At 53.7% G+C, this 24200-nt stretch carries 21 protein-coding genes and 1 pseudogene; 7 read left to right on the top strand and 15 right to left on the bottom strand.

Features of this window, described 5'->3' with window-relative positions:
• Nucleotides 1-66: 66 nt before the first annotated feature.
• The 4 genes and pseudogenes from VN24_RS16100 to VN24_RS16085 form a co-directional block, all read right to left on the bottom strand.
• Nucleotides 67-442 (bottom strand): annotated as a pseudogene (locus VN24_RS16100) (VOC family protein).
• A 518-nt stretch (nt 443-960) separates the two neighbouring features.
• Complete coding sequence (gene sdhB / locus VN24_RS16095) at nt 961-1725, bottom strand: succinate dehydrogenase iron-sulfur subunit (RefSeq protein ID WP_045671220.1); 765 nt, start codon at nt 1723-1725, stop codon at nt 961-963.
• A 26-nt stretch (nt 1726-1751) separates the two neighbouring features.
• Complete coding sequence (gene sdhA / locus VN24_RS16090; RefSeq protein WP_045671219.1) at nt 1752-3497, bottom strand: succinate dehydrogenase flavoprotein subunit; 1746 nt, start codon at nt 3495-3497, stop codon at nt 1752-1754.
• 106 nt (nt 3498-3603) lie between these two features.
• The gene (locus VN24_RS16085; RefSeq protein WP_045671218.1) at nt 3604-4275 is read right to left on the bottom strand and encodes a succinate dehydrogenase cytochrome b558 subunit; all 672 of its coding nucleotides are present in this window, start codon (nt 4273-4275) and stop codon (nt 3604-3606) included.
• 233 nt (nt 4276-4508) lie between these two features.
• On the opposite strand from VN24_RS16085, the gene VN24_RS16080 reads away from it, so the two are divergent.
• The gene (locus VN24_RS16080; RefSeq protein ID WP_045671217.1) at nt 4509-5420 is read left to right on the top strand and encodes a LysR family transcriptional regulator; all 912 of its coding nucleotides are present in this window, start codon (nt 4509-4511) and stop codon (nt 5418-5420) included.
• A 6-nt stretch (nt 5421-5426) separates the two neighbouring features.
• Here VN24_RS16080 and VN24_RS16075 read toward each other — a convergent pair whose 3' ends face one another.
• A complete protein-coding gene (locus tag VN24_RS16075; protein ID WP_045671216.1) occupies nt 5427-6773 on the bottom strand; it encodes a TrkH family potassium uptake protein in 1347 nt (448 codons plus the stop codon).
• Between the two features lie 264 nt (nt 6774-7037).
• Between VN24_RS16075 and VN24_RS16070 the strand changes: the two genes are divergently transcribed.
• Nucleotides 7038-8657, top strand: a complete 1620-nt coding sequence (locus tag VN24_RS16070; RefSeq protein WP_045671215.1) for a CPBP family intramembrane glutamic endopeptidase — start codon at nt 7038-7040, stop codon at nt 8655-8657.
• Nucleotides 8658-9242: 585 nt separating this feature from the next.
• Here the strand turns inward: VN24_RS16070 and uvrC are convergent.
• On the bottom strand, nt 9243-11291 hold the full coding sequence (uvrC, locus tag VN24_RS16065; RefSeq protein ID WP_045671214.1) for an excinuclease ABC subunit UvrC: 2049 nt from the start codon (nt 11289-11291) through the stop codon (nt 9243-9245).
• Nucleotides 11292-11575: 284 nt separating this feature from the next.
• On the opposite strand from uvrC, the gene VN24_RS27425 reads away from it, so the two are divergent.
• Together VN24_RS27425 and VN24_RS16060 are read left to right on the top strand one after the other, a co-directional pair.
• Nucleotides 11576-11728, top strand: a complete 153-nt coding sequence (locus VN24_RS27425) for a YqzM family protein (protein ID WP_148505262.1) — start codon at nt 11576-11578, stop codon at nt 11726-11728.
• A gap of 566 nt (nt 11729-12294) precedes the next feature.
• Entirely contained in the window at nt 12295-12639 is a 345-nt protein-coding gene (locus VN24_RS16060) for a DUF898 family protein (protein ID WP_045673378.1), read from the top strand.
• Nucleotides 12640-12760: 121 nt separating this feature from the next.
• Here VN24_RS16060 and VN24_RS16055 read toward each other — a convergent pair whose 3' ends face one another.
• The 5 genes from VN24_RS16055 to VN24_RS16035 form a co-directional block, all read right to left on the bottom strand.
• The gene (locus VN24_RS16055) at nt 12761-12949 is read right to left on the bottom strand and encodes a YezD family protein (protein ID WP_045671213.1); all 189 of its coding nucleotides are present in this window, start codon (nt 12947-12949) and stop codon (nt 12761-12763) included.
• Between the two features lie 3 nt (nt 12950-12952).
• A complete protein-coding gene (cysW, locus tag VN24_RS16050) occupies nt 12953-13843 on the bottom strand; it encodes a sulfate ABC transporter permease subunit CysW (RefSeq protein WP_045671212.1) in 891 nt (296 codons plus the stop codon).
• Nucleotides 13844-13894: 51 nt separating this feature from the next.
• A complete protein-coding gene (gene cysT / locus VN24_RS16045) occupies nt 13895-14728 on the bottom strand; it encodes a sulfate ABC transporter permease subunit CysT (protein ID WP_045671211.1) in 834 nt (277 codons plus the stop codon).
• A gap of 29 nt (nt 14729-14757) precedes the next feature.
• Complete coding sequence (locus tag VN24_RS16040; protein ID WP_045671210.1) at nt 14758-15867, bottom strand: sulfate ABC transporter substrate-binding protein; 1110 nt, start codon at nt 15865-15867, stop codon at nt 14758-14760.
• A gap of 535 nt (nt 15868-16402) precedes the next feature.
• The gene (locus VN24_RS16035) at nt 16403-17074 is read right to left on the bottom strand and encodes a hypothetical protein (protein WP_148505260.1); all 672 of its coding nucleotides are present in this window, start codon (nt 17072-17074) and stop codon (nt 16403-16405) included.
• A 184-nt stretch (nt 17075-17258) separates the two neighbouring features.
• On the opposite strand from VN24_RS16035, the gene VN24_RS16030 reads away from it, so the two are divergent.
• Complete coding sequence (locus VN24_RS16030; RefSeq protein WP_045671208.1) at nt 17259-17657, top strand: bleomycin resistance protein; 399 nt, start codon at nt 17259-17261, stop codon at nt 17655-17657.
• Between the two features lie 6 nt (nt 17658-17663).
• Here the strand turns inward: VN24_RS16030 and VN24_RS16025 are convergent, their stop codons facing one another.
• Nucleotides 17664-18611, bottom strand: a complete 948-nt coding sequence (locus tag VN24_RS16025; protein WP_052702995.1) for an alpha/beta hydrolase — start codon at nt 18609-18611, stop codon at nt 17664-17666.
• Nucleotides 18612-18752: 141 nt separating this feature from the next.
• Here VN24_RS16025 and VN24_RS16020 point away from each other — a divergent pair, with 141 nt between their 5' ends.
• On the top strand, nt 18753-19337 hold the full coding sequence (locus VN24_RS16020; RefSeq protein WP_045671207.1) for a hypothetical protein: 585 nt from the start codon (nt 18753-18755) through the stop codon (nt 19335-19337).
• 188 nt (nt 19338-19525) lie between these two features.
• Here VN24_RS16020 and dnaI read toward each other — a convergent pair whose 3' ends face one another.
• The 3 genes from dnaI to VN24_RS16005 form a co-directional block, all read right to left on the bottom strand.
• Nucleotides 19526-20482, bottom strand: a complete 957-nt coding sequence (gene dnaI / locus VN24_RS16015; RefSeq protein WP_045673376.1) for a primosomal protein DnaI — start codon at nt 20480-20482, stop codon at nt 19526-19528.
• Nucleotides 20483-20586: 104 nt separating this feature from the next.
• Nucleotides 20587-22128, bottom strand: coding sequence for a replication initiation and membrane attachment family protein (locus VN24_RS16010; RefSeq protein ID WP_045671206.1), 1542 nt, complete (start codon nt 22126-22128; stop codon nt 20587-20589).
• A 122-nt stretch (nt 22129-22250) separates the two neighbouring features.
• Entirely contained in the window at nt 22251-22538 is a 288-nt protein-coding gene (locus VN24_RS16005; protein ID WP_082083796.1) for a YuiB family protein, read from the bottom strand.
• A gap of 650 nt (nt 22539-23188) precedes the next feature.
• Here VN24_RS16005 and hemQ point away from each other — a divergent pair.
• Nucleotides 23189-23935 carry a hydrogen peroxide-dependent heme synthase gene (hemQ, locus tag VN24_RS16000; protein ID WP_045671204.1) on the top strand — a complete coding sequence of 249 codons (747 nt, stop codon included), beginning with the start codon at nt 23189-23191 and terminating at the stop codon, nt 23933-23935.
• Nucleotides 23936-24200 lie beyond the last annotated feature (265 nt).

Here is a 24200-nt window from a genome sequence, read left to right as displayed (position 1 = left end):
TTGGGATCGTTTCAGGTCGTGAAAACAAACTTTTCAGCCCTTTGGCTTCCCGGTAGGAAGCAGATTTTAGAACCATTCAAGAAATTCAAGACGATTGCCGAACGGGTCGTTTATGTAGAATCGTTTAACGCCCTCGTCGTTTTCTCGCATCGTCATCCGTCACTTGTATATTTTGACTGATTAAATGCTGACGAAGATGATCCAGCTGTACGACTTGAAACGCCGGATGTGCTTTTGCGGCAGGAACAAAATCGTTCTGAACCCCGATATGAACTTGATGCTGTCCGCACTGAAACCAAACCCCGGCGCGCTTTCTTAAGTTTTCGGGTTTCGGAATTTCAGCCCAGCCTAGCAATTCTGCAAAAAAACTTCTTGCCGCCGTTTCGCAGCCTTCAGGAGCTGCCAATTGAATATGATCAATTCCAGTAAACGAGAAATTCATCGTCATGATTTCATTGACAGCACAAAGATGCTCCAACTGCACCTAAAAAAGCCTGTAATCCTTTGTTATATGAGTACAAATACGGATAATCCTGAGGCTGACCGACCGAAACGATGGATTCCTTGGCAAGCGAGTTATGAATGCTGATGATATTGGCTAACGAACCGAGCCATCGTTATTTGTACATATTGAACCTGTTCCAATCTCTAACGAACCGGAGATTCACTATTCGATTCCGATCGACTCGGTTGGGTTGTTTTTTTATGAAATAATGATTGTAGGGTTCGTTACCGCTCAAGAAATCTCATTATTCCTGAAATAACTGTTTTACGATTCCTTAGGCCAGTTTCATAAGGCGTTCGCTTCCGTTCACTGCTCGAAGACTCCCCCTACCTCAAGATTCTCCCAAACCCTGCGGCCATAACTAAACAAAAACGAGGCGGAAAACCCGCTCCCGCTCCGACTGCACCTAAAAAAGAAAGCCCTTCCCGCTCGCCGGGAAGGGCTAAATGCTTCGATTAAACGCCAAGCCATTTCTTGAACAGCTGCTTGGTCGTGTCTTTGTTGATCGCCGCAATCGAGGTCGTCAGCGGAATGCCTTTCGGGCAGGAGCGGACGCAGTTCTGCGAGTTGCCGCAGCCTTCGATGCCGCCGTCTTCCATCAGCGCCTCCAGCCGCTCGTCCTTGTTCATTTCGCCCGTCGGATGGGTGTTAAACAGGCGCACCTGCGAGATCGCTGCCGGACCGATGAAGCTGCTGCGGTCGTTCACGTTCGGACAAGCTTCCAGACAAACGCCGCACGTCATGCACTTGGACAGCTCGTAGGCCCACTGCCGCTTCGTTTCCGCGAGCCGCGGACCGGGACCGAGATCGTACGTTCCATCGATCGGAATCCACGCTTTCACGCGCTTAAGCGCGTTAAACATCCGCTCGCGGTCAATAACGAGATCGCGCACAACCGGGAACGTGCGCATCGGCTCGACGCGGACCGGCTGCTCCAGCTTGTCGATCAGGGCGCTGCACGCCTGGCGCGGCTTGCCGTTGATCACCATGGAGCACGCGCCGCACACTTCCTCGAGACAATTGGACTCCCAGCAGACCGGGGTCGTCTTTTGCCCGTCGGCTTTCGTCGGGTTGCGCTGGATTTCCATCAGCGCGCTGATGACATTCATGCCGGAACGGTAAGGGATTTCGAACTCTTCCGTATAGGGCTGCTTATCCGGAGCATCCTGCCGGGAAATGATCAGCTTGATTGTTTTCGCTGCCGTAGTCGTTTCAGCCATGTTCATTCTCCTTTCTTTCACACGGATTAATGAGAGCCCGAATAGTCGCGTTTGCGCGGAGGAATAAGCGAGACGTCCACTTCTTCGTACGAAATTTGCGGACCTTCCGGCGTCCACTTCGCAATCGTCGTCTTCAGGAATCGGTCGTCGTCGCGCTCCGGAAACTCCGGCTTGTAGTGGGCGCCGCGGCTTTCGTCGCGCAGCAGCGCTCCGACCGTCATCGCCTCGGCAAGCTCCAGCATGTTCCAGAGCTGGCGGGTAAACGCCACACCGGCGTTGTTCCAGCGCGCAGTATCGTTAATGTTGATCTTCGTGTACCGCTGCTTCAGTTCCTTGATTTTGCCGATCGTCTCTTCCAGACGCTTGTTGAAACGCACGACCGTCATATTGTTCGTCATCCACTCGCCCAGCTCTTTGTGCAACACATAGGCGTTCTCGGTTCCGTCCAAGCCAAGGATGCTTTCGTACTTCTCGGTATGACGCTTAATCTCGCGGTCGTAGACGGAGGAAGAAATGTCTTCCGCCGACTTTTTGAGCCCTTTAATATATTCGACGGCTTTCGGCCCGGTAACCATTCCTCCGAAAATGGCCGACAGCAGCGAGTTTGCGCCCAGCCGGTTCGCGCCGTGATACTGGTATTCGCATTCGCCGCAGGCGAACAGGCCGGGAATGTTGGTCATCTGGTTGTAGTCGACCCACATGCCGCCCATCGAATAGTGGACCGCCGGGAAAATTTTCATCGGCAGCTTGCGCGGATCGTCGCCGACGAACTTCTCGTAAATTTCGATGATGCCGCCGAGCTTGACGTCCAACTCCTTCGGATCTTTGTGCGACAGATCGAGATAAACCATATTTTCACCGTTAATGCCGAGCTTCTGGTCGACGCAAACGGAAAAAATTTCGCGAGTCGCAATGTCGCGCGGCACGAGGTTGCCGTAAGCCGGATATTTTTCCTCCAGGAAGTACCACGGTTTGCCGTCTTTATACGTCCAGATCCGGCCTCCTTCGCCGCGCGCCGATTCGGACATAAGCCGGTTTTTGTCGTCGCCGGGAATGGCTGTCGGATGAATCTGGATCATCTCGCCGTTGGCGTAATGGACGCCCTGCTGGTAAACGGCGCTCGCCGCCGTCCCCGTGTTAATGACGGAGTTCGTCGTTTTGCCGAAAATGATGCCGGGTCCGCCCGTTGCCAGTATGACGGCATCCGCCTTCATCGCATGCACTTCCATCGTGCGCAGGCTTTGCGCGGAAATGCCGCGGCAAACCCCGTCGTCGTCCATAACGGCGCCAAGGAACTCCCAATGCTCGTACTTCGTGACGAGCCCCGCCGCTTCCCAGCGGCGCACCTGCTCGTCCAGCGCGTACAGCAGCTGCTGGCCGGTCGTTGCCCCCGCGAACGCGGTGCGGTGGAATTTCGTGCCGCCGAACCGGCGGAAATCAAGCAGGCCTTCCGGCGTGCGGCTGAACATGACGCCCATCCGGTCCATCAGGTGAATGATTCCGGGCGCCGCGTCGCACATCGCTTTGACCGGCGGCTGGTTCGCAAGGAAGTCGCCCCCGTATACCGTATCGTCAAAATGAAGCCAAGGAGAGTCGCCTTCCCCTTTCGTATTCACCGCCCCGTTAATGCCGCCCTGCGCGCATACGGAGTGGGAGCGCTTGACCGGGACAAGGGAGAACAAATCGACGTGTACGCCCGCTTCCGCCGCTTTGACAGTCGCCATCAAGCCTGCGAGACCGCCTCCGACGACGATAATATTATTTTTTGCCATCTCGATATCCTCCTTAAGTTTTTGCGAATGCAAAAACACTTCGAAAGCATAAGCTTAGTTTTTGCGAATGCAAAAACACTTCGAAAGCGTAAGCCGCCTCTTTCTGTTAGCCGATCGGAATGAAAGCGGTAACAGACGATGCCGTCTCCGCGAAATCGCTTCCCGTAAACGCCGCAAGCGAAAGCAGGAACAGCGCCGATACGAGAACAAACACCGCCATCCAGATATAAGAAGAAATCCGCTGCGCGCGCGGTCCTACCGTAATGCCCCAGCTTACAAGAAACGACCACATGCCGTTGCTGAAATGGAACACGGCCGAAAGAACGCCGATGCAGTACAGGACAACCGTCACCGGATTGGTGAAAATGTCGTGCATATGGGCGCCGAGCTGCTCATGCGTCAAATTGCCGACGGCAACTTGAAAGCGCGTATCGAAAATGTGCCAGATCAAAAAGATGAAGGTGATGATCCCCGTAATCCGCTGCAGCGTAAACGCCCAGTTGCGGCCGTAAGCGAAGCGGCTGTTGTTCCAGTTGGACTGGTACGCCACATAAAGACCGTAAATCCCGTGATAAAGCAGCGGCAGAAATATCCCGAAGATTTCCAGAAACCAGACGAGCGGGAGTCCGTTCAAAAATTTTACGCTCGCCTCAAACCCTTCCGGTCCGCCTTCGAACGCGGTGTAGTTCGTGATGGCATGTTCAATAATGAACAAGCCGAGCGGGATCACCCCAAGCAAGGAGTGAAACTTGCGCGCAAAATACGAATTTCCTGTCATAACTTGTGCGTTCCCCTTTCCAGACTTTGTCATGCATGCGCTACCAAATCTGTTTTATTTTACTCCCGGCCCCGAACAGCGTCAACAAATCGTGACATTTATCGGCATGCCCCCTTGACACATTTCAGTCACAGTTCCCATCCTACTCCTTTTAGGCTTATAATGGAATTGCTTATTTTTTATTAGCTCTTATAACCGCTGCGCATAACAAATAGCAGGAGATGATTGGCATTATGCTCGAAGAAATGCATGTATTCGCTGCGGTCGTCGAACAATCCAGCATGAACAAAGCTTCCGCCCTGCTCAACTTGTCCCAGCCCGCTTTATCGCGAAAAATCGGCAAGATGGAAGAAGAGCTCGGCGTCAAATTGTTCCGGCGGATCGGCAAGCGGCTTGAGCTGACGCGTGCGGGCGAACTGACATACGAATATGCCGTGGAACTGCGCCGGCTGAACCGCCGCTATTTGCGGACGCTCGGAGAATTCATGACGACGGGCCGCTCGCTGCTGACTGTGGGAGCAAGCCTGACGACGCTGCAGACGACGCTGCCGGATTTCATTCAGGCGCTGACGAACAGCCATCCGGAAATCGATATTAAAGCGGTTACAGGGAAAACGCACGAAATCGTCACGCTGGTACGAGAGAAAAAAATCGGCCTCGGCCTGGTCGCTTCCGTCATCGACGATCCGCAGCTCACTTGCGTCCCGCTCTTCGACGATCACCTGCAGCTGGTCGTTCCGCGCAACCGGCTCGTGGCCGAAAAAAATTATCAATCGATCGGCGACCTGAGCGGCATGCCGATGATTTTGTTTTCCAAAGGGACGTGGTACCGGATTTTGACGGACGAGCTGTTCGAAAAATATCATCTGCAGCCGGATGTGCGGATGGAAATCGATTCGTTCGAAGCGATTTTGCGGCTGCTTCAGACGTGCCGGGCGTGCACACTTCTTCCCGAATCCTACCTGCGTCCGCAGCTTCTTGCAGACAACGACCTTACGGTCGTCTCCATTCCGGAGCTGGCGGAGTCCAAAAGGACGACGTCCCTTATCTACAGCAATTCGGAGGGGCTGCTGCCTTCGGTCAGACGCTGGATCGCGGAAACTGCCGCGCACAGCTTCCGCGGCAGCCTGCGGCCCGATCTGTAAAACCGTCTATCCGATAATAATTTTGCCTTCCGGATGACGGTACAACTCCTTCTCCGCTTTCGGTCCAAGCGCATAAGCAAGCGTCATCGGGCCGAGCCGTCCGGCAAACATCGTCAGGCAGATCATAATTTTGCCGACTGGGGTTAATGTGGACGTGATGCCCGTGGACAAACCGACCGTTCCGAAAGCGGAGGTCGTTTCAAACAGAATTCGCAGAAAATCCCGGTCCTCCGTCGTACACAATATCATGGTGACGGCAATGACGAGCCCCAGCGACAGAATCGTAAGAGTAAGCGCTTTGTAAATCCGCCCCCGCTCGAGCCGGTAACGGAACAACACGACGTCTTCCCTGCCTCTCATCATCGCAATCGCCGCTCCGATCAGCGTCATAAACGTTGTCGTCTTGATCCCCCCGCCCGTCGATCCCGGCGAAGCGCCGATAAACATGAGAATAATCATGAAAAAGACCGTTCCCTGCCTTAACGCCCCGATATCGACCGTATTGGCGCCGGCCGTTCTCGTGGTGACGGATTGGAAAAAAGCCGCCAATACTTTGCCGCCCGGCCCGAGCGAACCAAGCGTCCTCGCATTTGAAAATTCGAACAGAAAAATGACCGCGGCTCCCGTCACAATAAGAACGCCCGTCATCGACAGCACCACTTTGGAATGAAGCGACAGCTTCCTGATTCCGCGGAAATGGAGCAGATCGGACAATACGACAAAACCAAGTCCGCCCAGCACAATTAGCAGCATCGTAATGATATTGACGGCAGGGTCGTTCACATACCCCGTCAAGCTGCGGAAATCGCCGAACAGATCGAACCCGGCATTGTTAAACATCGATATGCCGTGGAACAGACCGAGATAAGCCGCCCTCCCGAGCGGCATATCGGCGGCGAAGCGGATCGCATAAAGAAGCGCCCCTGTTAATTCGATCGACAGCGAATAAAAAATAACTTTGCGGATGAGCCGCACAATGCCTTCCATACTTTGCTGGTTCATCGCTTCTTGAAGAATAAGCCTCTCCTTATAGGAAATGCGCTTTCGTATAACAAGAGCGAACAGCGTCGTCATCGTCATGAAGCCAAGGCCGCCGGTTTGGATCAGCAGCATAATGACGATCTGGCCCGCCACGGAATAATGCGTTCCGGTATCCACCACAACGAGTCCGGTCACACAGGTGGCCGAAGTCGCCGTGAATATCGCATCCAGCAGGTTTGTCCCTTCGCCGTCAGCTGAAGCATAAGGCAGAGAAAGCAGCAGCCCTCCCAACAAAATGATCATAACAAATCCTGCGGACAAAACACGCGGCGGCGACCAATCCCAAATCCCCCGCTTTCTCAACTCTTTCATCTTGGACACGTTCTCCCATCTTAACAAGTTTTAAACGGTTGTCATCAGCTAATGAAATTGGATAAATTCACAGATCTTATGATAAGGTAAAAAAGCATCGTTTGCACGAAAACCGACGGCAAAACCTAAGCTTAATCTTACGAAGTGGTTTTGCCTCCGGCAAAACCTAAGCTTAATCTTACGAAGTGGTTTTGCCTCCGGCAAAACCTAAGCTTAATCTTACGAAGTGGTTTTGCCTCCGGCAAAACCTTTAGGAGGAATGACATGCAGCACAATCGTCTGCAAGCGGATATTAAACGTTATTTCTGGATTGGAATTATCGGAGCGATTCTGTTCGTATTGATCCAAATCCTCCCTTCGACGGCGGACAGCTTCTTTACGGGCACAACCGGGAAGACGATCTCCAAATCTTCCGCCGAGCTGAAAGCTGCCGCGTTCGCCGGCCTCCAGTTCGGACAAGCCGTCGTGCGCACGCATGCCGTTTACCAGTCGGACAGCGTTTTTTACGGATATTTGTCCAGAGAGGGGCTGCTGGATGATTTCGCAGAGAAATACGAGGATCGTTTCCCTACCGACACGTTTCAGATTGCGGCCGAACTGGGCAATGGAGAAACCGCCTATATTTATATACATATGACGAAAGGAACCGTCGTCGGCTGGCATCTGTTCGCGCTGGAGCGGAATACAAATACAACCCTTACCGGCAGCAAGCTGCTGAGAGCTGCCCGCTCGGAAGCGCTGAACAGAGGCTTCACCGCTTCCGAGCTTGAAATCGCCGAAGCGGGCGGCGATCCAAGCGTACAGGTTCTGAAGCCGAAAGACGGCATGATCGGCCAAGCAAAGCTGCAGCTGCATATCCGGGCGCAGCAGACGGCTTCCGGCTCGGTACTCGTTACCCGGTATGAGCCGGTATTCAACGTTCCGTCGGAATACGTTGCCTACGTGAAGCGTCAGGACCGCCTCGCCGATCTTCTTTCGATCGGCGGCAGCCTGCTGCTGAGCGCCGTCCTGTTCATTCTCGCGATTGTTTATGCGGCGCTGTACCGGAAACATACCTCCTTCAAAAGGGGCTGGCTGATCAGTGCGATTTTCCTCGCCTTTTATGTCGTGAACAACTTGAACATGATGGACGGCATCCGCGCCAGCATGGGCGAAAGTCTAAATGCCGAACTGTACGCGATCATTGCGGTGACCGTCACGATGGGAATAACGCTGCTGCTCGGCGCTTCCTGTTACTTCTCTCTCGTCGCGGGAGACGGGCTGTGGCGCGCTATGGGGAGAAGCCTGTGGCCGAGAGCGGGCGAATCCGATTACGGCAGCGTCGTCTGGAACAGCATGAAGCTGGCCTATATTTTTGCTTTCATTGTGATGGGTTTGCAATCGGTTGTTTTGATCGTCCTCCAGCAGACGACCGGCGCCTGGTCGACGACCGACGTGACGCAGTCCACCTATAACTTCGCTTATCCCTTCCTGCTGCCGCTGCTGGCGTGGTGTGCCGCGATCCAGGAAGAAGCCGTATATCGTCTGTTCGGTATCGGCTTGATGCGCAAATGGCTGCGCAGCCCGTTCGTCGCCTCGCTTATTCCGACCGTTATTTGGGCGCTTGGACATGTTACTTACCCGATCTATCCGTCGACGACGCGCCTGATCGAGGTGACGCTGCTCGGGCTGCTGTTCAGTTTTATTTTCCTCCGGTACGGGTTTATTACCGCGGTCTTCACACACGCCATTATGGACAGCGTCCTGATGTCGAGCTCGCTGTTCTTCCTGGGCTCGGTCCGCGACATCATCGCAGGCATCGTCTATATTTTGGCTCCTGTCGGAGTCGCCTGGCTGCTGCGCAAATACAGCGGAAGTCGGACGGGCAGCCCCACGATCGCGTAACCCTCCCAAGGCCGTCTTCATCAGGGTATCCTTTAATACGTCCATCAAATAACGGCGGTGCGTCGCAAAGCCGATAGCAAATTATCAATCACATCGCAAAATCGTCCAATCTACCCAATCCGGAGCGAATCGCCAAATCACAATTACAAAACGAACGGGGCTGTCCCATAATCAGGCTTTGAGTCGTATCAATCAAGTTTTTCCGCTTCAAAAGCGAAAAACGAACCGATCAAGGGGCTATCCTTGGCCGGTTCGTTCGGCTTTATCGCTTTGAACGAAGGGGTGATTGTTGAAAATGATGCGTTCGTACATCTTTTTTCATTTTATTTATTGATTACGATAAAATTCCTGCAAAAGTGCTTTTATTGTTGACCCGATCTCACGTTCAGACCATTGTAGCCCGTAATTCCTGCACCATCGCAGGCATTTTCTCTATTCATGCGATTTCGATCGATAATACCTGCACAATCGCAGGTATTCTCTCAAGACATGCAATTTCGGTCGAAAAACCTCCACCACTCTGTTACAGGTATTCTCTGCACCGTTGCAGGTTTAACGAGGAAAGGACCTCCGACTCCGCGTTGCCTATTCCTCTTCGTTCAGCGCCTCCAAAATTTGCGCCGCCAGCTTGTCGCCGATCGACAGCGGACGGAAGTCCTCGATGGACGCCTCGCGAATTTTTTTGAGCGAGCCGAAATGCTTAAGCAGCAGCTTGCGCCGCTTCTCCCCGATGCCGGGGATGGCGTCGAGCCGGGACGCCACCATCGATTTGCCGCGCTGCTCGCGGTGAAACGAGATGGCAAAGCGGTGCACCTCGTCCTGGATGCGCTGCAGCAAATAAAATTCCTGGCTGTCGCGCGGCAGCGGCACCGCCTCCGGCGGGTCTCCCGTCATCAGCTGGGCCGTCTTGTGCTTGGCGTCCTTCACAAGGCCGCAAACGGGCAAATAGAGGCCCAGTTCATTTTCCAGCACGTCGATGGCGGCGGAAATTTGGCCTTTGCCGCCGTCCACGACGATCAGGTCGGGCATCTCCAGCCCTTCCTTGAGCACCCGCTCGTACCGGCGGCGGATCACTTCCCGCATCGTTTCATAATCGTCGGGCCCCTGCACCGTGCGCACCTTGTATTTGCGGTATTCCTTGCGGTCCGGCTTGCCGTCGGTGAAGACGACCATTGCCGATACCGGGTTCGTCCCTTGAATGTTGGAGTTGTCGAACGCTTCGATGCGGCGGATCGTCTCCAGCCCCAAGTAACGGGCCAGACCGCCCGACGCTTTCACGCTCCGCTCCTCGTCCCGTTCGATCAGCCGGAACTTCTCGTCGAGCGTCACCTTCGCGTTGTCGACCGCCATCGCGACCACTTCCCGCTTCCGTCCACGCTGCGGCATGTATACCTTTACTTTCAGCCACGACTGCAGCGTGGAACGGACATCATCGGCATGGGAACCGGGGGCATGTTCTTCCTCGGCTGGGGAAGCTATTCCCGCGGATTCATCGCCCTCATTCGGTGCGGCCGGTTCCGCCCCGCCTTCCGCCGCGGGAGCGGCCGAAGCGGCCGCATGCTCCCTTGCATCGCCACTGGACTCGGCATTCGCTCTGGGTTCCGCGGCTGCAGCGGCCGCATGCTCCCGCTCCCGGGCGCCGTCACTCGCCTCGCCATACGCGCCGGATCCCGACACCGAAGCTGCCGCTCCGCCTTGCTCCTCTTGCGGAGCCGGCAGCAAAATTTCCTTCGGCAGCGCCGGGTTGTCGCTGTAATACTGCGTCACGAACGTGATGAAATCGTCGTACGCCTCCCCGTAATAAGGAAAGGAAGACGCATGGCGTCCGATCAGCTTGCCTTGGCGCATGTACAAAATTTGCACGCACATCCAGCCTTTGTCCACGGCGTAGCCGAACACATCCCGGTCCATCGCGTCGGCCAGCGTAATTTTTTGCTTTTCCATCACCGCGTCGATCGCCGTCATTTGATCCCGGTATTCCTTCGCCCGCTCGAATTCCAGCGATTCCGCCGCCGCTTCCATCTTGCGTTGCAGCTCCGCCTTCACCTCATCGTGGCCGCCGTTCAAGAAACGGCTGATCTCCTGCACCATCGCTTCGTACGTTCCCGGCTCCACCTCGAACTCGCACGGGGCGACGCATTGGCCCATATGATAGTACAGGCACACTTTGTCCGGGAGGCTTTTGCATTTGCGCAGCGGGTACAGCCGATCCAGCAGCTTCTTCGTCTGCTGGGCGGCGAACGCATTCGGGTACGGACCGAAATATTTGCCTTTATCCTTCACGATGCGCCGCGTCACTTCCAGTCGCGGGTGGGTTTCATTCGTAATTTTAATATAAGGAAACGACTTGTCATCCTTTAACAGCACGTTGTACCGCGGATGATATTTTTTGATCAGGTTGCATTCCAGAATAAGCGCCTCCATGTTGCTGGAGGTGACGATATATTCAAAATCGCGGATTTCCGAAACAAGCCGCTGTGTTTTCCCGTTATGGGTACCGTTAAAATAAGACCGGACGCGGTTTTTGAGAACCTTCGCCTTGCCGACATATATGATGTCGCCTTCCCCGTTCTTCATCAAGTAACAGCCCGGCTGGTCCGGAAGCAGCGCAAGCTTGCCCCGAATCGTGTCCATCTTTCGTTTCACCGACCACCTTTCTTTCAAAACGTCTTAAACGCCTCACACTTATTTTAGCACAGGGAGCAAGCGTTCGGTATCCCGCCAGCATCAACTCTCATCACCTGCTGTAAACGAGCTCGGCAATCGCCTGGGTCAAATCAGGCTGCCGGCCAAAGCCGCCGTTTACAGATTCCGGGTAAGTTGGGTATACTGTAGCTGTAGATCAACCATTTACGGATGGCGGCAAAGACGGGAGAGTCGCTCCAGTCGTTGGACCGCGTCCCGGGGAGGTATGTTCGATGGATAACGCTAATGTCCGCGATCCGCGCGAGCATGTGAACGAGGAGCCGCGCGATGATTTGGGCGATCTCATGATGGGCGCCGTCGGTATGTCCGCTTTTATGATTATCGTGTTTGCCGCTGCCGTCGTGATCAAGTACTTGATCTCCTGATCCCCTGCTCAGACCTGTTAACCTTCACCTATTAGTCACCGTTTCCGTAACCGCTTTCTTTTTTTGCTGCATCAATCGGTTAACTTCATTGTTGAATTTCGAATCGAATGACAATCGATCAATGTTCCTTAAGTTCTCAGGAGGCAAGCAATCAATGAAATTATCCGGTCATCAACAAGTCATGGAATTCATGAATCATCTCGAACATCTCTGAAGCAGGAAATAGAGGAGTTTCGAAAAATCATTTTAAGTGCAAATAGCCAAATTACCGAACACATAAAATGGAATGCGCCGAGTTTCTGTTGACAGAGCGATCGTTAAATTGACCGACATGAATGATGTGCAAGCCAAGAAACAAAAGCTTACCGAAGTGTTCGTTAAATGGGTGGAAGTGACAAGTTCATAAGAGCAAAGCAATCGACCAAAGGTCGCACGGATGAATACCCGCTGGCACGGCTAGTGGGGATTTTTCTTGTTTCATTCGTTTTTTGCAGGAAATTAGTCCCGGAAGTCGAATCAAATTACGGAAATCAAGGGAGAAGGGCGGAGGTTGAATGAGCTTCAATATGGCAAGCGTCAATGATGCTGCGCCACAGCCAGCCAGACTGGAGATTCAATCCTATTTTGACGGGAAGCTCCGACAACTCATCGGTCTATACATTGCCGGTTGGTTTGTTACGATCATCACATTTGGCATTTGTTATCCTTGGAGCATCACGATGATTTACAAATGGGAAATCGAGCACACCGTTATAGAGGGGCGGCGGCTCCGTTTTGAAGGAACGGCGATTAGTCTGTTTGGACAGTGGATCAAATGGTTTTTGCTTACGATTGTAACTTTAGGCATCTATTCTTTTTGGTTGTCGATCAAGCTTAAAGAATGGAAAACGAAAAATACTTACTTCATGTAATACATGACCGATTCGGGCTGTAAAAAAAATCCCTGCCGGAGCTTCCTGGAAGCGGCAGGGATTTTCGGTTTCAACGGTTTAGTTTTCATCTTTTGTTCCATCAACGGACGGGCTTCTTGCATTATTTCGCTGAAGCGGAGTTTTCCTGACGGGTAAGGGCAGCGGCGTCGTAACGCTTGCGCTCCGTCCGGTCAATCTGCACTATGCGTCCGTCATGCACCGTGATCAGTACCGAACCGTACTCCAGACCATTCACCTGGTCGGCGATCCGGTCGATCCAAGCCTCATCAATTTCCAGCGGTTTTGCCATATGCTATCCCTCCGATTTTGTTGTATTCCGCCCCAGCGCGGCGGTTCTCCATTCCACGAACCCTTTCACGGCCAGCGTCAGCAGCGCCAGCAGCATCAGCAGCGATGCGACCGCGAACGAGGCGGAGAAGGCATATTCGTTATATAAAATTTCGATATGCAGCGGCAGCGTGTTCGTCTCTCCGCGAATATGCCCCGACACGACCGACACGGCGCCGAACTCGCCCATGGCGCGGGCGTTACACAAGATGACGCCGTACAGCAGCCCCCACTTAATATTAGGCAGCGTCACCCGCCAAAAAATTTGCCAGCCTCCCGCGCCCAAGCTTGCCGCCGCCTCCTCGTCCTGCGTCCCTTGCGCCTGCATGAGCGGGACGAGCTCCCGGGCGACAAACGGAAACGTAACGAAAATGGTGGCCAGCACGATGCCGGGGACGGCAAAGACAATCTGGATGTTGCGCTCGTCAAGCCACGGTCCCAAATATCCCTGCGCCCCGAACAGCAGCACGAACACCAGGCCGGCGATAACCGGAGATACCGAAAACGGCAAATCGATCAGAGTCAGCAGCGTGTTTTTGCCGCGGAACGGAAATTTCGCGATCAGCCACGCCGCCGCTACGCCAAAGATCGTATTGAGCGGTACGGCGATGCCGGCGACGAGCAGCGTCAGCTTCAGCGCCGCCAGCGCGTCCGGGTCCTGCAGGGCGGCGAAATAGACGTCGACGCCTTTTTTGAACGATTCCGTAATGACGGTAATAAGCGGCAGGATAACGATAAGAGTCAGGAACAGAAACGCGATTCCAATCAGCAGCCACTTTACGGGGCCCGATTCGGTAATATGCTTCGGCCTGTGCGAAGCTTCTTCCGACAAACGGACGGTGACGGCTCCGGCCATATTTCAGCCTCCTTCAGTTTTGACCAAAACAAATCATGTTTAAAGCGAATTTCAGCTGGCGGCGACGCGCCGGTTGACCCGCCACTGCACCATATTGATCACGAGCAGCATGAGAAACGAAATGACAAGCATGACAAGCGCGATCGCCGTCGCTTTGCCGTATTCGAACTGCTCCAGCTGCGACATGATGAGCAGCGGCGCAATTTCCGTCTTCATCGGCATGTTGCCGGAAATGAAGACGACCGAGCCGTACTCGCCGACGCCTCTGGCGAAGGCGAGCGCAAAGCCGGTCAGCAGCGCCGGCACAAGCTCGGGCAGCACCACTTTGCGGAACGTCCTCCAGCGGTACGCGCCCAGCATGACCGCGGCCTCTTCCGTTTCCTGCTCCATATCCTGCAGCACCGGCTGCACGGTCCGGATGATAAACGGCAGTCCGATAAACATCAGCGCAATTGTAATGCCAAGCGGCGTAAAAGCGATCTTGAATCCGAGCGGCTCCATCAGCTTGCCGATCCAGCCGTTTGGCGCATAGATTGTGGTGAGCGCCACGCCCGCCACAGCGGTCGGCAGCGCAAACGGCAGATCAACGAGCGCGTCGACGATCTTTTTCCCCGGAAAGCGGTAACGGACGAGCACCCAGGCGATAATGAGTCCGAAAAATAAATTAATGAAAGCGGCGATAAAAGAGGTCACAAAGCTGATCCGGAACGAAGCCACGACGCGCGGATTCGTAACCGTCTGCCAGAACTCGCTCCAGCTGAGCTCCGCTGTCTTGAGAAAGACGCAAGACAGCGGAATGAGCACCATGACGCAAAGGTAAAACACCGTAATTCCCATCGACAATCCGAAGCCCGGAAGGACGCTCTTCGCTCGGGAACCTTTCATGTGAAGTCAGCTCCTCATCTTCCGCCGGCTTACGATCCCGGCTGATAAATCTGATCAAATGTGCCGCCGTCCGCAAAATGCTTCTTCTGCGCTTCGGCCCAGCCGCCAAAGTCTTTGTCGATCGTCAGCAAGTCAAGCTGCTTGAATTGATCCTTGAATTTGTCGGCGACGGATTGCAGCGTCGGACGGTAGAAGTTCTCGGCGGCGATCGTCTGCCCTTCTTCGGTGTATAAATATTCCAGGTACGCTTCGGCTACTTCGCGAGTGCCTTTCTGATCGACCACCTTGTCGACGACGGCAACCGGAGGCTCGGCTAAAATACTGACGGAAGGATAGACGATTTCGAATTTGTCGCCAAGCTCCTTCTGGGACAGGAACGCTTCATTCTCCCAGGCGAGCAGCACATCGCCGATGCCGCGTTCGGTGAACGTCGTCGTTGCGCCGCGCGCGCCGGAATCGAGCACCGGTACGTTTTTGAACAGCTTCTTGATGAAATCAAGCGTCTTCGCTTCATCGTTGTTGTCCTGCTTCTGCGCATATCCCCATGCGGCCAAGTAGTTCCAGCGGGCGCCGCCCGACGTTTTCGGGTTCGGGGTAATGACCTGCACACCGGGCTTGACCAAATCGCCCCAGTCCTTAATGCCTTTCGGGTTGCCCTTGCGGACGAGGAATACGATTGTTGACGTATACGGCGAGCTGTTCAGATCGAACTTCGTCTGCCAATCGGCGTTCAGCAGCCCTTTGTCCGCGATCGCATCGATATCGTACCCGAGCGCCAGCGTCACGACGTCTGCCTTCAGGCCGCCGATGACCGACAAGCTCTGTTTGCCCGAGCCGCCGTGCGATTGCTTGATCGTCACATCTTGGCCCGTTTTATTTTTCCAATAAGCTGCGAATGCTTCGTTAAAGGAAACATATAATTCCCGTGTAGGATCGTAAGAGACGTTAAGCAGTTCGACCGGCGGTTTCGCCTCGGAGGTATTGTCGGCTGTCGTTTCAGTGGTTGCGGAGCTGTTTTGTTCTGTTGTACCGCTTCCCGCGGATTTGTTCGTATTCGAGCCGGCGGAGCCGCATGCTGTAAGAGCGAGCGAGAAGATCAGCAGGACGGCAAACGAACGAATCAAATTCCATTTTTTCATTTTTTAACACACCCCTTGTTTGTTGCCAAACAATCGAATCTCCGCTCCTGCTCCGGTTGGTCCGGTCACAAAAAACTTAAATTCCTACTTGTTTAGTCGGTTATGTGGAAATAATACCAGCAGGCCCGTGTCCTTGTCAACGACTTTTTTCAGGTTAACTTATTGGTTTTATCAGAATTATTTATGAACCAGAGATTGGATAAAGTTCAGGGGCAATAAGAGCGGTAGACCTTACAATCAACAAAGCAGTTGGACCGTCAGGCCGTTATTTCGTGCTGTGATCGCTTACATGCAATATTCGCGGACAGAGAAGCCGTTATTTGATCATTCTTAAGTCAATTTGAGAAGATTCACAGCCAATAACGGATCGTCAGTCCGTATTTAGGCAAAAAATGAGTGATTAGACGGATATAGCGGATTCTGTGTCCGCTCGCGTTGATTCAGGCTGTCATACGGAGAAAAAACGGGCAAGACCGCGAAGCCGCGGTCTTTTCAATCGTCGTTAATGGCCGTTAATGGTCGTTGGTCTGTGGTTTTAGGGGAGCGTGACGTGACGGATCGTGCGGATAACCTCCAAAAAGAGCGGAACGGCGCGCTGCTCATCGTCCTTGAAATAACGGAAGCAAATGCCGTACTTCTCGCCGTTGTAATCGAAGGCAAAATAGCTTGTCATGACCGCGCTGCTGTCGCCGCCTTCCGGCTGCGATCCGACGTATTCGGCATACGGAAGCAAGAGGTCATTGGTTCGCTTCAATTCGCTTTCGTTGACTCCGAATTGGTCGAACTTCAGCAGCGTAAGACGGTTTCGTGACTCGAAGCTCCATTCGGATCCATCTTCAAAATCTTGTCGTTCCAGAACAGAAGGAATGAAGAAACCGAACGGGGAATTGATCGGATCGGTTTGGAACGCCGCTTTCGTTTCCTTGCCGTCCAAAGTTATGCTTATTTCGTTCGTGCCGTCGTATTCGGGAATGTCGGCGAACAGAAATTGCTTATTCATGCCAGATTCCCTGGATTCCTCAGATTGCCCCGAAGCGCCCTGAGCAGCATCCTTCCCGGGTTGGTCCGTTTCCGTTGCTTCAGGCGCAGTCCCGGTCTGCCCGCCCTCGTTCGACTGAACGGTGTTGGCGTTCCGCTTGGCTGCATCGTCCACGACGTTGGTACAAGCCGAGGCGAATGCGGTGGCGGCAGCGACAAGCAGCAGCATGAACATTTTCCGCTTGGCAGGTATGGTCGGTCAGCCCCTTTCCTATTTCTTTTACAGACGGTGCCGCGTTGAAATATGTTCCCGTCTTGAATCGTTAATCACCGGCCTTCTCGCTAAAGCAGGAAACTGCAGTGAGCGTGGTGAAGTAATCGCAGTACGAGAAGAGTTTAATGGGGGGATCCAGATGAAAATGCTGCAAGCTATCCCTGCCCTGCCTGTAAGGAACGTTGCGCTCAGCGCTGACTTTTATCGCGATAACCTTGGTTTCACGATCGTCCACCAGGAAGACGGCTTCGCGGTTCTTCTGCGCAACGATGTCCGCATTCATCTTTGGGCTGCAAGCGATGAAAGCTGGCGTGCCCGCACCGCTTCATCGCCGGTCGTTTCAGGCGCCGAATCGTTTATTGCCGGGACGGCCAGCTGCCAGATCGGCGTAGAAGGCGTTGACGAACTTTATCACGAAATTGAGCCCATGGGCATCTTGCATCCCCGTGCGAAACTGAGCGACCGGCCATGGGGGGTCCGCGATTTCGGCGTCCTGGATCCGGACAATAATCTCATTACATTTTTCGAACGTCTGTAGCGCGAATTACGGATTGGCGATTTGTGAAAATGCGGATTGTCCCAGCAAGTTTGATTGCAGCCAATTGGCGGTATGCGCATAAGCGATCGGATTGTCGAGCAGACCGTCATGATTCGAACCGGGAACGATGTGAAGCTGCGCTTTCGTATACTTCCCAAGCAGCGGCTCATAGCGATCAGCATAAAAGACTTCGTCTTCAGCCCCGACCAGCACAAGAGTCGGCTTCGTCAGCTTCATCAGGCTGCGTCTGTACTTCATCGGCGAGCGTGACAGCAGAAGCCGAAAGCTGAGCTTTGCAGCCATTCCATCGTGCAGCTCCTCCGGACGCTTGTACAGCTCCATGGCCGTGAGTCCGTGCCAGCCCTTGATGCCGAGCGAATCGAGCAGGCTGAGGATGATCACCCTTCCCATATGGAGCTTGCGGTGGCCGTTTGCCGGGCGCTCCGTCGGGTTGCCCGGACCCAGGTGCGGCGCAAGCAGCAAATACGAGTCGACGAGGTCGGCATACCGGCTCCCGGCGAAGCGGATCGCGGTGCCGCCCCCGGCTGAGTGACCGGCCATCACGATTTGTTTGACATGAGAGAGCTCGGCTTTAATGTGCGGGATTAGATCCGCGAGATCATCCTCTAACTGGCCGATATAATCGACGTCGCCAAGGCGTGCGGCTCTCGGACCGTAGCCTCGAAGATCAGGCGTATAAACGTGGGCGAGTCCAGTCGATGAAACTTTTTGCGCGTAAGGGTATAAATATTTGCTGTCTTCGGATATTCCATGAAGAAGAATAATCACGGGTGCCGTTTCAGCCGCACTGGGGTAATACCGATAATAAAGCTCGCTCCCATTGCGGGTCGCGTAAGGCTGCAGCTCTGGAACGGGATATTGGGACGGATTTACATAAACCAGACGGATCTCCTCCAAATGAACATAATTAACGGGCCTGATGAGCGAAATCAATCGACACTGCTAATTTTCAACATAAATGTCAAGGATCCTTTTTTCATCGAACAACCAGGAACGAAAAATAAAATGGTAAAATGTTCCTAAACCATTTTAAATTAGTTGAATGATCACAACTTGAAGCGAGGAGGGATTAGCATGAAACGTTTGCCATTTAAACGTCCAAACGAACATTATGATGAACGAGCATCACAAATTGACGAGCAAATTTGTGCCTTGTTAAACCAACGCCGGGTTGCTACAAATAAAAACCCCGGTTTTCCACCTCTTGAATATATCTCTAAGTGGGCAAGAGCGTATGACCTGCTCGACGATTTTTTATATGCCGTTTTTGGAGTATTGGAAAATGAAGAACAGTTCCGACCTGTTGTGGAACCAACAGGGTTCAGAAAGCATGTACAGGTCCTAAAAGCAATCGAACGGGAGCAATATATATATTCCGTAACCTCTATACGGCAATATACGAATGCGAGTGTTGTAAATTTGTCTATAGATTGGGACCCTACTAGCGATGGACCTGGTGAACGGCCTCAACACCATTTTTTAAAACTAGATATAGGCGCTCAGTATCATTGTCGGATGGATAGAGGAAGTGGTTCCACCGGACATTCATCTTTTAACTTTGTTGTGACTCCACCTTTACCTGACGACATTTCAGGACTTGATTTTGTTTTTACAGCTAAAGACAATTCATCGGTTGAAATCGTAATACATGCAGATTAGGTTAATCAAATAAAAATAATTCTTTGCGCTATACTGCTCTTGGAGTGTTCCTCCGTGAATTTAGTAATAAGGTAACATGAGCAGAGGAATGAACTGAGGAAATATGAACGTGCACTTTTGAAACTTTCAATATAAGGTACTGGAAAAAGAGGATCTGAACATACAGATCCTCTTGCATAAAGACGGCGCTAACTGCGGCCGCGTTTGTTCTCTCCGGTTACCATGACCACTTCCACGAACGGACGGATCCGGTCCATCAGCCGCTGGCCCTTGTGGAATTCTTCCCCATCCTTGCTCGTAAAGCTGAAATGGCGTTCGAGATCATCCAGTTCATGGTTGGACGTGTAAAAAGTCGGCTTGCGCTCCATCCGGTAATTCAAAATCGAACCCATCACATGGTCGCGCACCCACGGATTTAAATTTTCCGCCCCGATGTCGTCGAAGACGAGCAGGTCGGCCTCTTTCATCAAGTCCACCGTTTCCTTCAGCTTGCCCGGCTCTCCCAGCATCGATTTCAAATCCTCCACAAAATCCGGCATATATACGATGACGCCGGAATAGCCGGATTTGGCCAGTTCTCCGAGCAAATAGCCCATCAAAAACGTTTTGCCGGTGCCGAACCGTCCGGCCAAATAGAGCCCGTCGGCCTGCAACCCCTGCTCCTTCGTCCGTTCGATGTACCGCAGCACCTTCATCACCGCCGGCGCCCGCTCCAAGTCCTTGGTCAAAATCTCGTCGGCGGAATAAGCCCGCTGCAGCGTCTTCTCGCTTACATAGAAACTGCGGATCCGTCTGCGGATCTGCTCTTCATTGCGGCGCGCGATAAATTTGCGGCACTCCGCCTTGCGGTCGATCAGCTGCGCGCTTCCGGACTCCCCGCTGCAGGAAAGCATCGTATAGTGTCCCTCATAATCGTTCGGACACCGGTCCAGCCCCGGGCAATCGGCGCAGTTCCGGTGCTCCTTCACATATTGGTAGACCACGTTCAGGTTCAGCCGGATCATCGATTCGTCCAGCTCCGGATATTTCTGCCTCAGCCGGATAACGAGCGGTTCCTCCAGCAGCTGTGCCGCCTTCTGCTCTGCGCGCACCGTCATTTCGCCGCCCCGGGGCCACATCTTCAGCAATTCGCCAAGCGATTCCACCGGCGTCTCTCCCCTCTGACGCAAAGGACGGCGGCCTCCTTCCATACGCCGCCGTCCATGGCTTAAATATAATAGCGCAAGCCCTCAGCTTGCTCGAATAGCCGCTAGTTGTTGCCGTCCAGCTTGCGGGCCAGCCGGCGCATCTCTTCCAGCTCCTCCGGCGTAATCGCCGCAGAGGAGGACGTCTTCTCCTGCACGATCGGGATGACCGGCTTGCGCGACAGACCGCCGCGGGCAGAGCCTCTGGCACCCCCGCTTCTCGCGCCTCGCGCCCCGGCCGCGCCGCCGCCTGCCGGCGATTGCTTGCGGAGCTGCTTCTCCTTTTCCATCTGCACCTGCTCGCGGACGTACATCACCGCCTTCTCGAAAGTATCCACCTGCTGAACGAGCATGTTGGACACAACCGCTTCGATGAATGTTTTCGTTACCCGCTTCGATTCGTTCATCCCGAGCACATAATGGATCAGGACATTAATAACCGGTGCGGGAAGACGGTAATTGAGATCGATCCGTTCGTACGTGCGCTCTATCCATTCCGGTACGGCCCCGGGAAAAAACCGCTGCAAAAACTTCGTATGCGGCTCGTTGCGCATCAGCATATTGTACTGGTGAATATCGCAGCGCCCCGCGAGCCGCGGAGGCACTTCCATATAATCCTTCGCTTCCACAGCGTATTCCTCAAGCGGCTCGGCGGCGCCGCCTTCGTGGCTCATCGCAGCCGCCCGCGCAAGGTGGCGTTCCCGTTCGGATTCCCGTTTGCGGTCCTGACGGTACAGCTGCCCGGCCTTCAGCTGCAGCTCGTCAATGAGCAGCTCCCCGCGGGAGCCGAAGACGCCGTCCTCGTCCAGCAGCCGGCTAATATCGGCAGCGTTCAGGCTGTACTTATACGCGACGTAGTTCAGCTGTGCCAACGCATCCTTGTCGCCGCGCAGCCGTTCCACATAAGCGCGGTTGCCGGAATGGCGCGGGAAACGGAGCAGAATTTCCCCGTAAGGAATGCCCGCCGTCTCGCTCGGCAGCGGTCCCGCAGGCGCAGCGGCCGGGCGGGAAGGAGCCACCTCCGTCAGCGCCTGCTCAAGCTCATAATCAACCACCTGCGTATTAAGCCGGAACAGCTCGTAGAAGGGCACGGAAATATTTTCCTTTTGCAGCTCTGCCCCGGCCAGCTCATCCGGCTCGCGGACGAAGAACGCCTCCCGCAGCGAAATGACCGCAAATTTGCCGACCTTGTCCCGCAGCAGCATGCTCAGGTGCTGATTCCGGAAAAACTCCGCCGGCGTCAGCGGAGCGGCCAGCTCATATTCATAGACGACGTCGTCGTTTTCCGGAACGCTGAGACGAGACGTCTGCAGAAGTCCGACCGCTTCCAGCGCCGATGCCTGATCCGCCAAGAAAGCTCTGCCCCGCTCATTCATCTCCAGCCCCAGCCCGAGAAACAGCTTCCGCTGCGGCTCCAGCGGCGAATAGCCGGTAAAACCTTCCGCCACCTGGAAATAGAGAAGCTGGTAGAGCGAGGCGGCAAAAGCGCCGATCATAGGCTGATAGATTAGCGTAAGCATTTTATGGTCAAGGGCACTCAGCGAGAAGTCCCGGTACAAGTAGAAACGATGATGCTCCGTGAACTGCAGCCGATTACCGATTTTCATGTTACCTACTCCATCCCTCTTCTATCTTTCTATTAGTTTATCATAAGTTGGACCGGTTATGACAAGGAACGACAAATTGGAAGCGGGATCAAAAAAAAGACATGACCCCGGCACCCGCCATGTCAAAACATTTTATACCCGCCGCGCCGCAGCGCACGAATCGCCCATCCGCTCATATAAGCGCCGATAATCGCGCCGATGACGGGCAGCAAATCTACGATCGTAAAGGATGTAAAATTGGCAAGAGCGGATTTGTTGTGATCCCATGTGGCCCAAACGCCCAGAGGCACGATGACGACCAGAAACAGATAGATCGGAAACCAGGTCGTCTTCATCAGCATATTTAAGATAAAGCCGATCCCGAACATCATCACACAGAACAGCACAACCGCCACGGCAACTTGAAGCATGCCCGCCATCCTCCTTTAATCGTGAAGTGGTGAAAAAGCAGTCGCTGCGCGGGCGGGTTTGAGAATATGAAAAGTGCGGTGAAGTAAGGCCGCTTCGCGGCTGACTTGTGCTTCCGATCGCTGTTGTTCTCAGATTTCTGATTCGAATTTATCAACGGTAGAAATCCGAGAACAAAGGCGAACGCTGACGCTTCTCCAGTCACAAGTCAGCCACTCCGCTCGTTTCACCGCACCCTTCGCTGCTTATCCAGATTCAAACCCGCCCGCTCAGGCGAAGCTTTTTCGGTGGGGAAACAGATGATTGCTGCGCGGATAGGTCCGCTTGCCGCCTATAGCCGGTAAAAGGATAACGCTGCCGATAGCCGGCTTTTATTCCCAACTGATTCCGAACCTCGTTTGTAAGCGCTTAACATTGGATGTTGTAAGGCATGACGACGCATTGCTCGCGCTGTTTTTATCATTTGCTTTTAGTGTAGTAGAAGGTCCTGCCGAAGTCAATTTCCGATTTCCTCTCCGCATTGTTTATTCCCGCCCGCTCTCATACGCGGTCATAAATCCGTCATTTGCTCTAATCGGAGCGGTTACGCTACAATGATATACATTGCAGATCAGGGGAGGGAACCCTTCCCCATTATAAAGGAGGAATCTCAATGAGCGAAGCGGCACAAACATTGGAAGGCTGGTACGCGCTGCACGACTTCCGCAGCATCGATTGGGCGGCTTGGAAGGCGGCTGCCGAATCCGAGCGCGCACAAGCTTTGGATGAGCTTCAATCGCTTCTTCAAGTATGGAGCCGCGAAGAGGCGGACAAAAACGGCAGCACGGCCTTCTATTCCATCGTCGGCCAAAAAGCCGATTATGTGCTGATGTTCCTGCGCGAAACGCTGGAGGATCTGAATGCGATAGAGACGGCCTTCAACAAAACGTCGTTCGCGGCGTTTACGAAGCCGGCCCACTCCTACGTCAGCGTCGTGGAGCTGAGCAACTATATGGCGAAGCCGGGCAGCGACCCGCTGGATAATCCCGATATCGTCGCCCGCCTGAAGCCGACGATGCCGAAAGCGAACCATATTTGTTTCTATCCGATGAACAAACGGCGCGAAGGCAACGACAACTGGTATATGCTCAGCATGGACGAGCGGAAAGCGATGATGCGCAGCCACGGCATGATCGGCCGCAGCTACGCCGGCAAAGTCAAGCAGATCATTACCGGCTCCGTCGGCTTCGACAACTGGGAATGGGGCGTGACGCTGTTTGCGGACGACGCGCTGCAGTTCAAGAAGCTAGTGTATGAAATGCGCTTTGATGAAGTGAGCGCCCGCTACGGCGAATTCGGCGAGTTTTACGTCGGCAATTTGCTGGACGGAGGCAAATTCGCCGAATTGCTGCGGGTCTAACCGATTTAAGTCACCTCAAACATATGAAAAAAACATCTTGCCGCGCTGAGGGCAAGATGTTTTTTTCATGGCTTTTCTAGACATCGCAGCTGTTCAGACAATCTTATACCTTTGGTCGGTTCAGACAGCAAGCGCAACACTCGCGCAGCCACATCTGCTCCTTCACCGTGAAAAAGGAGAGCGGAGCGGCTGACTTGATCTGGAGAAGTGCCAGCGTTCGCCTTTGTAGGAGGATCGTAACCCTGCTAAGGGTTATATAATCAAA

The sequence above is a fragment of the Paenibacillus beijingensis genome (assembly GCF_000961095.1).
In the GTDB taxonomy this organism is placed as follows: Bacteria; Bacillota; Bacilli; order Paenibacillales; family Paenibacillaceae; genus Paenibacillus_O; species Paenibacillus_O beijingensis.
Note: the sequence above shows the minus strand (reverse complement) of the source record. Positions and strands in the feature narration are given on the sequence as shown.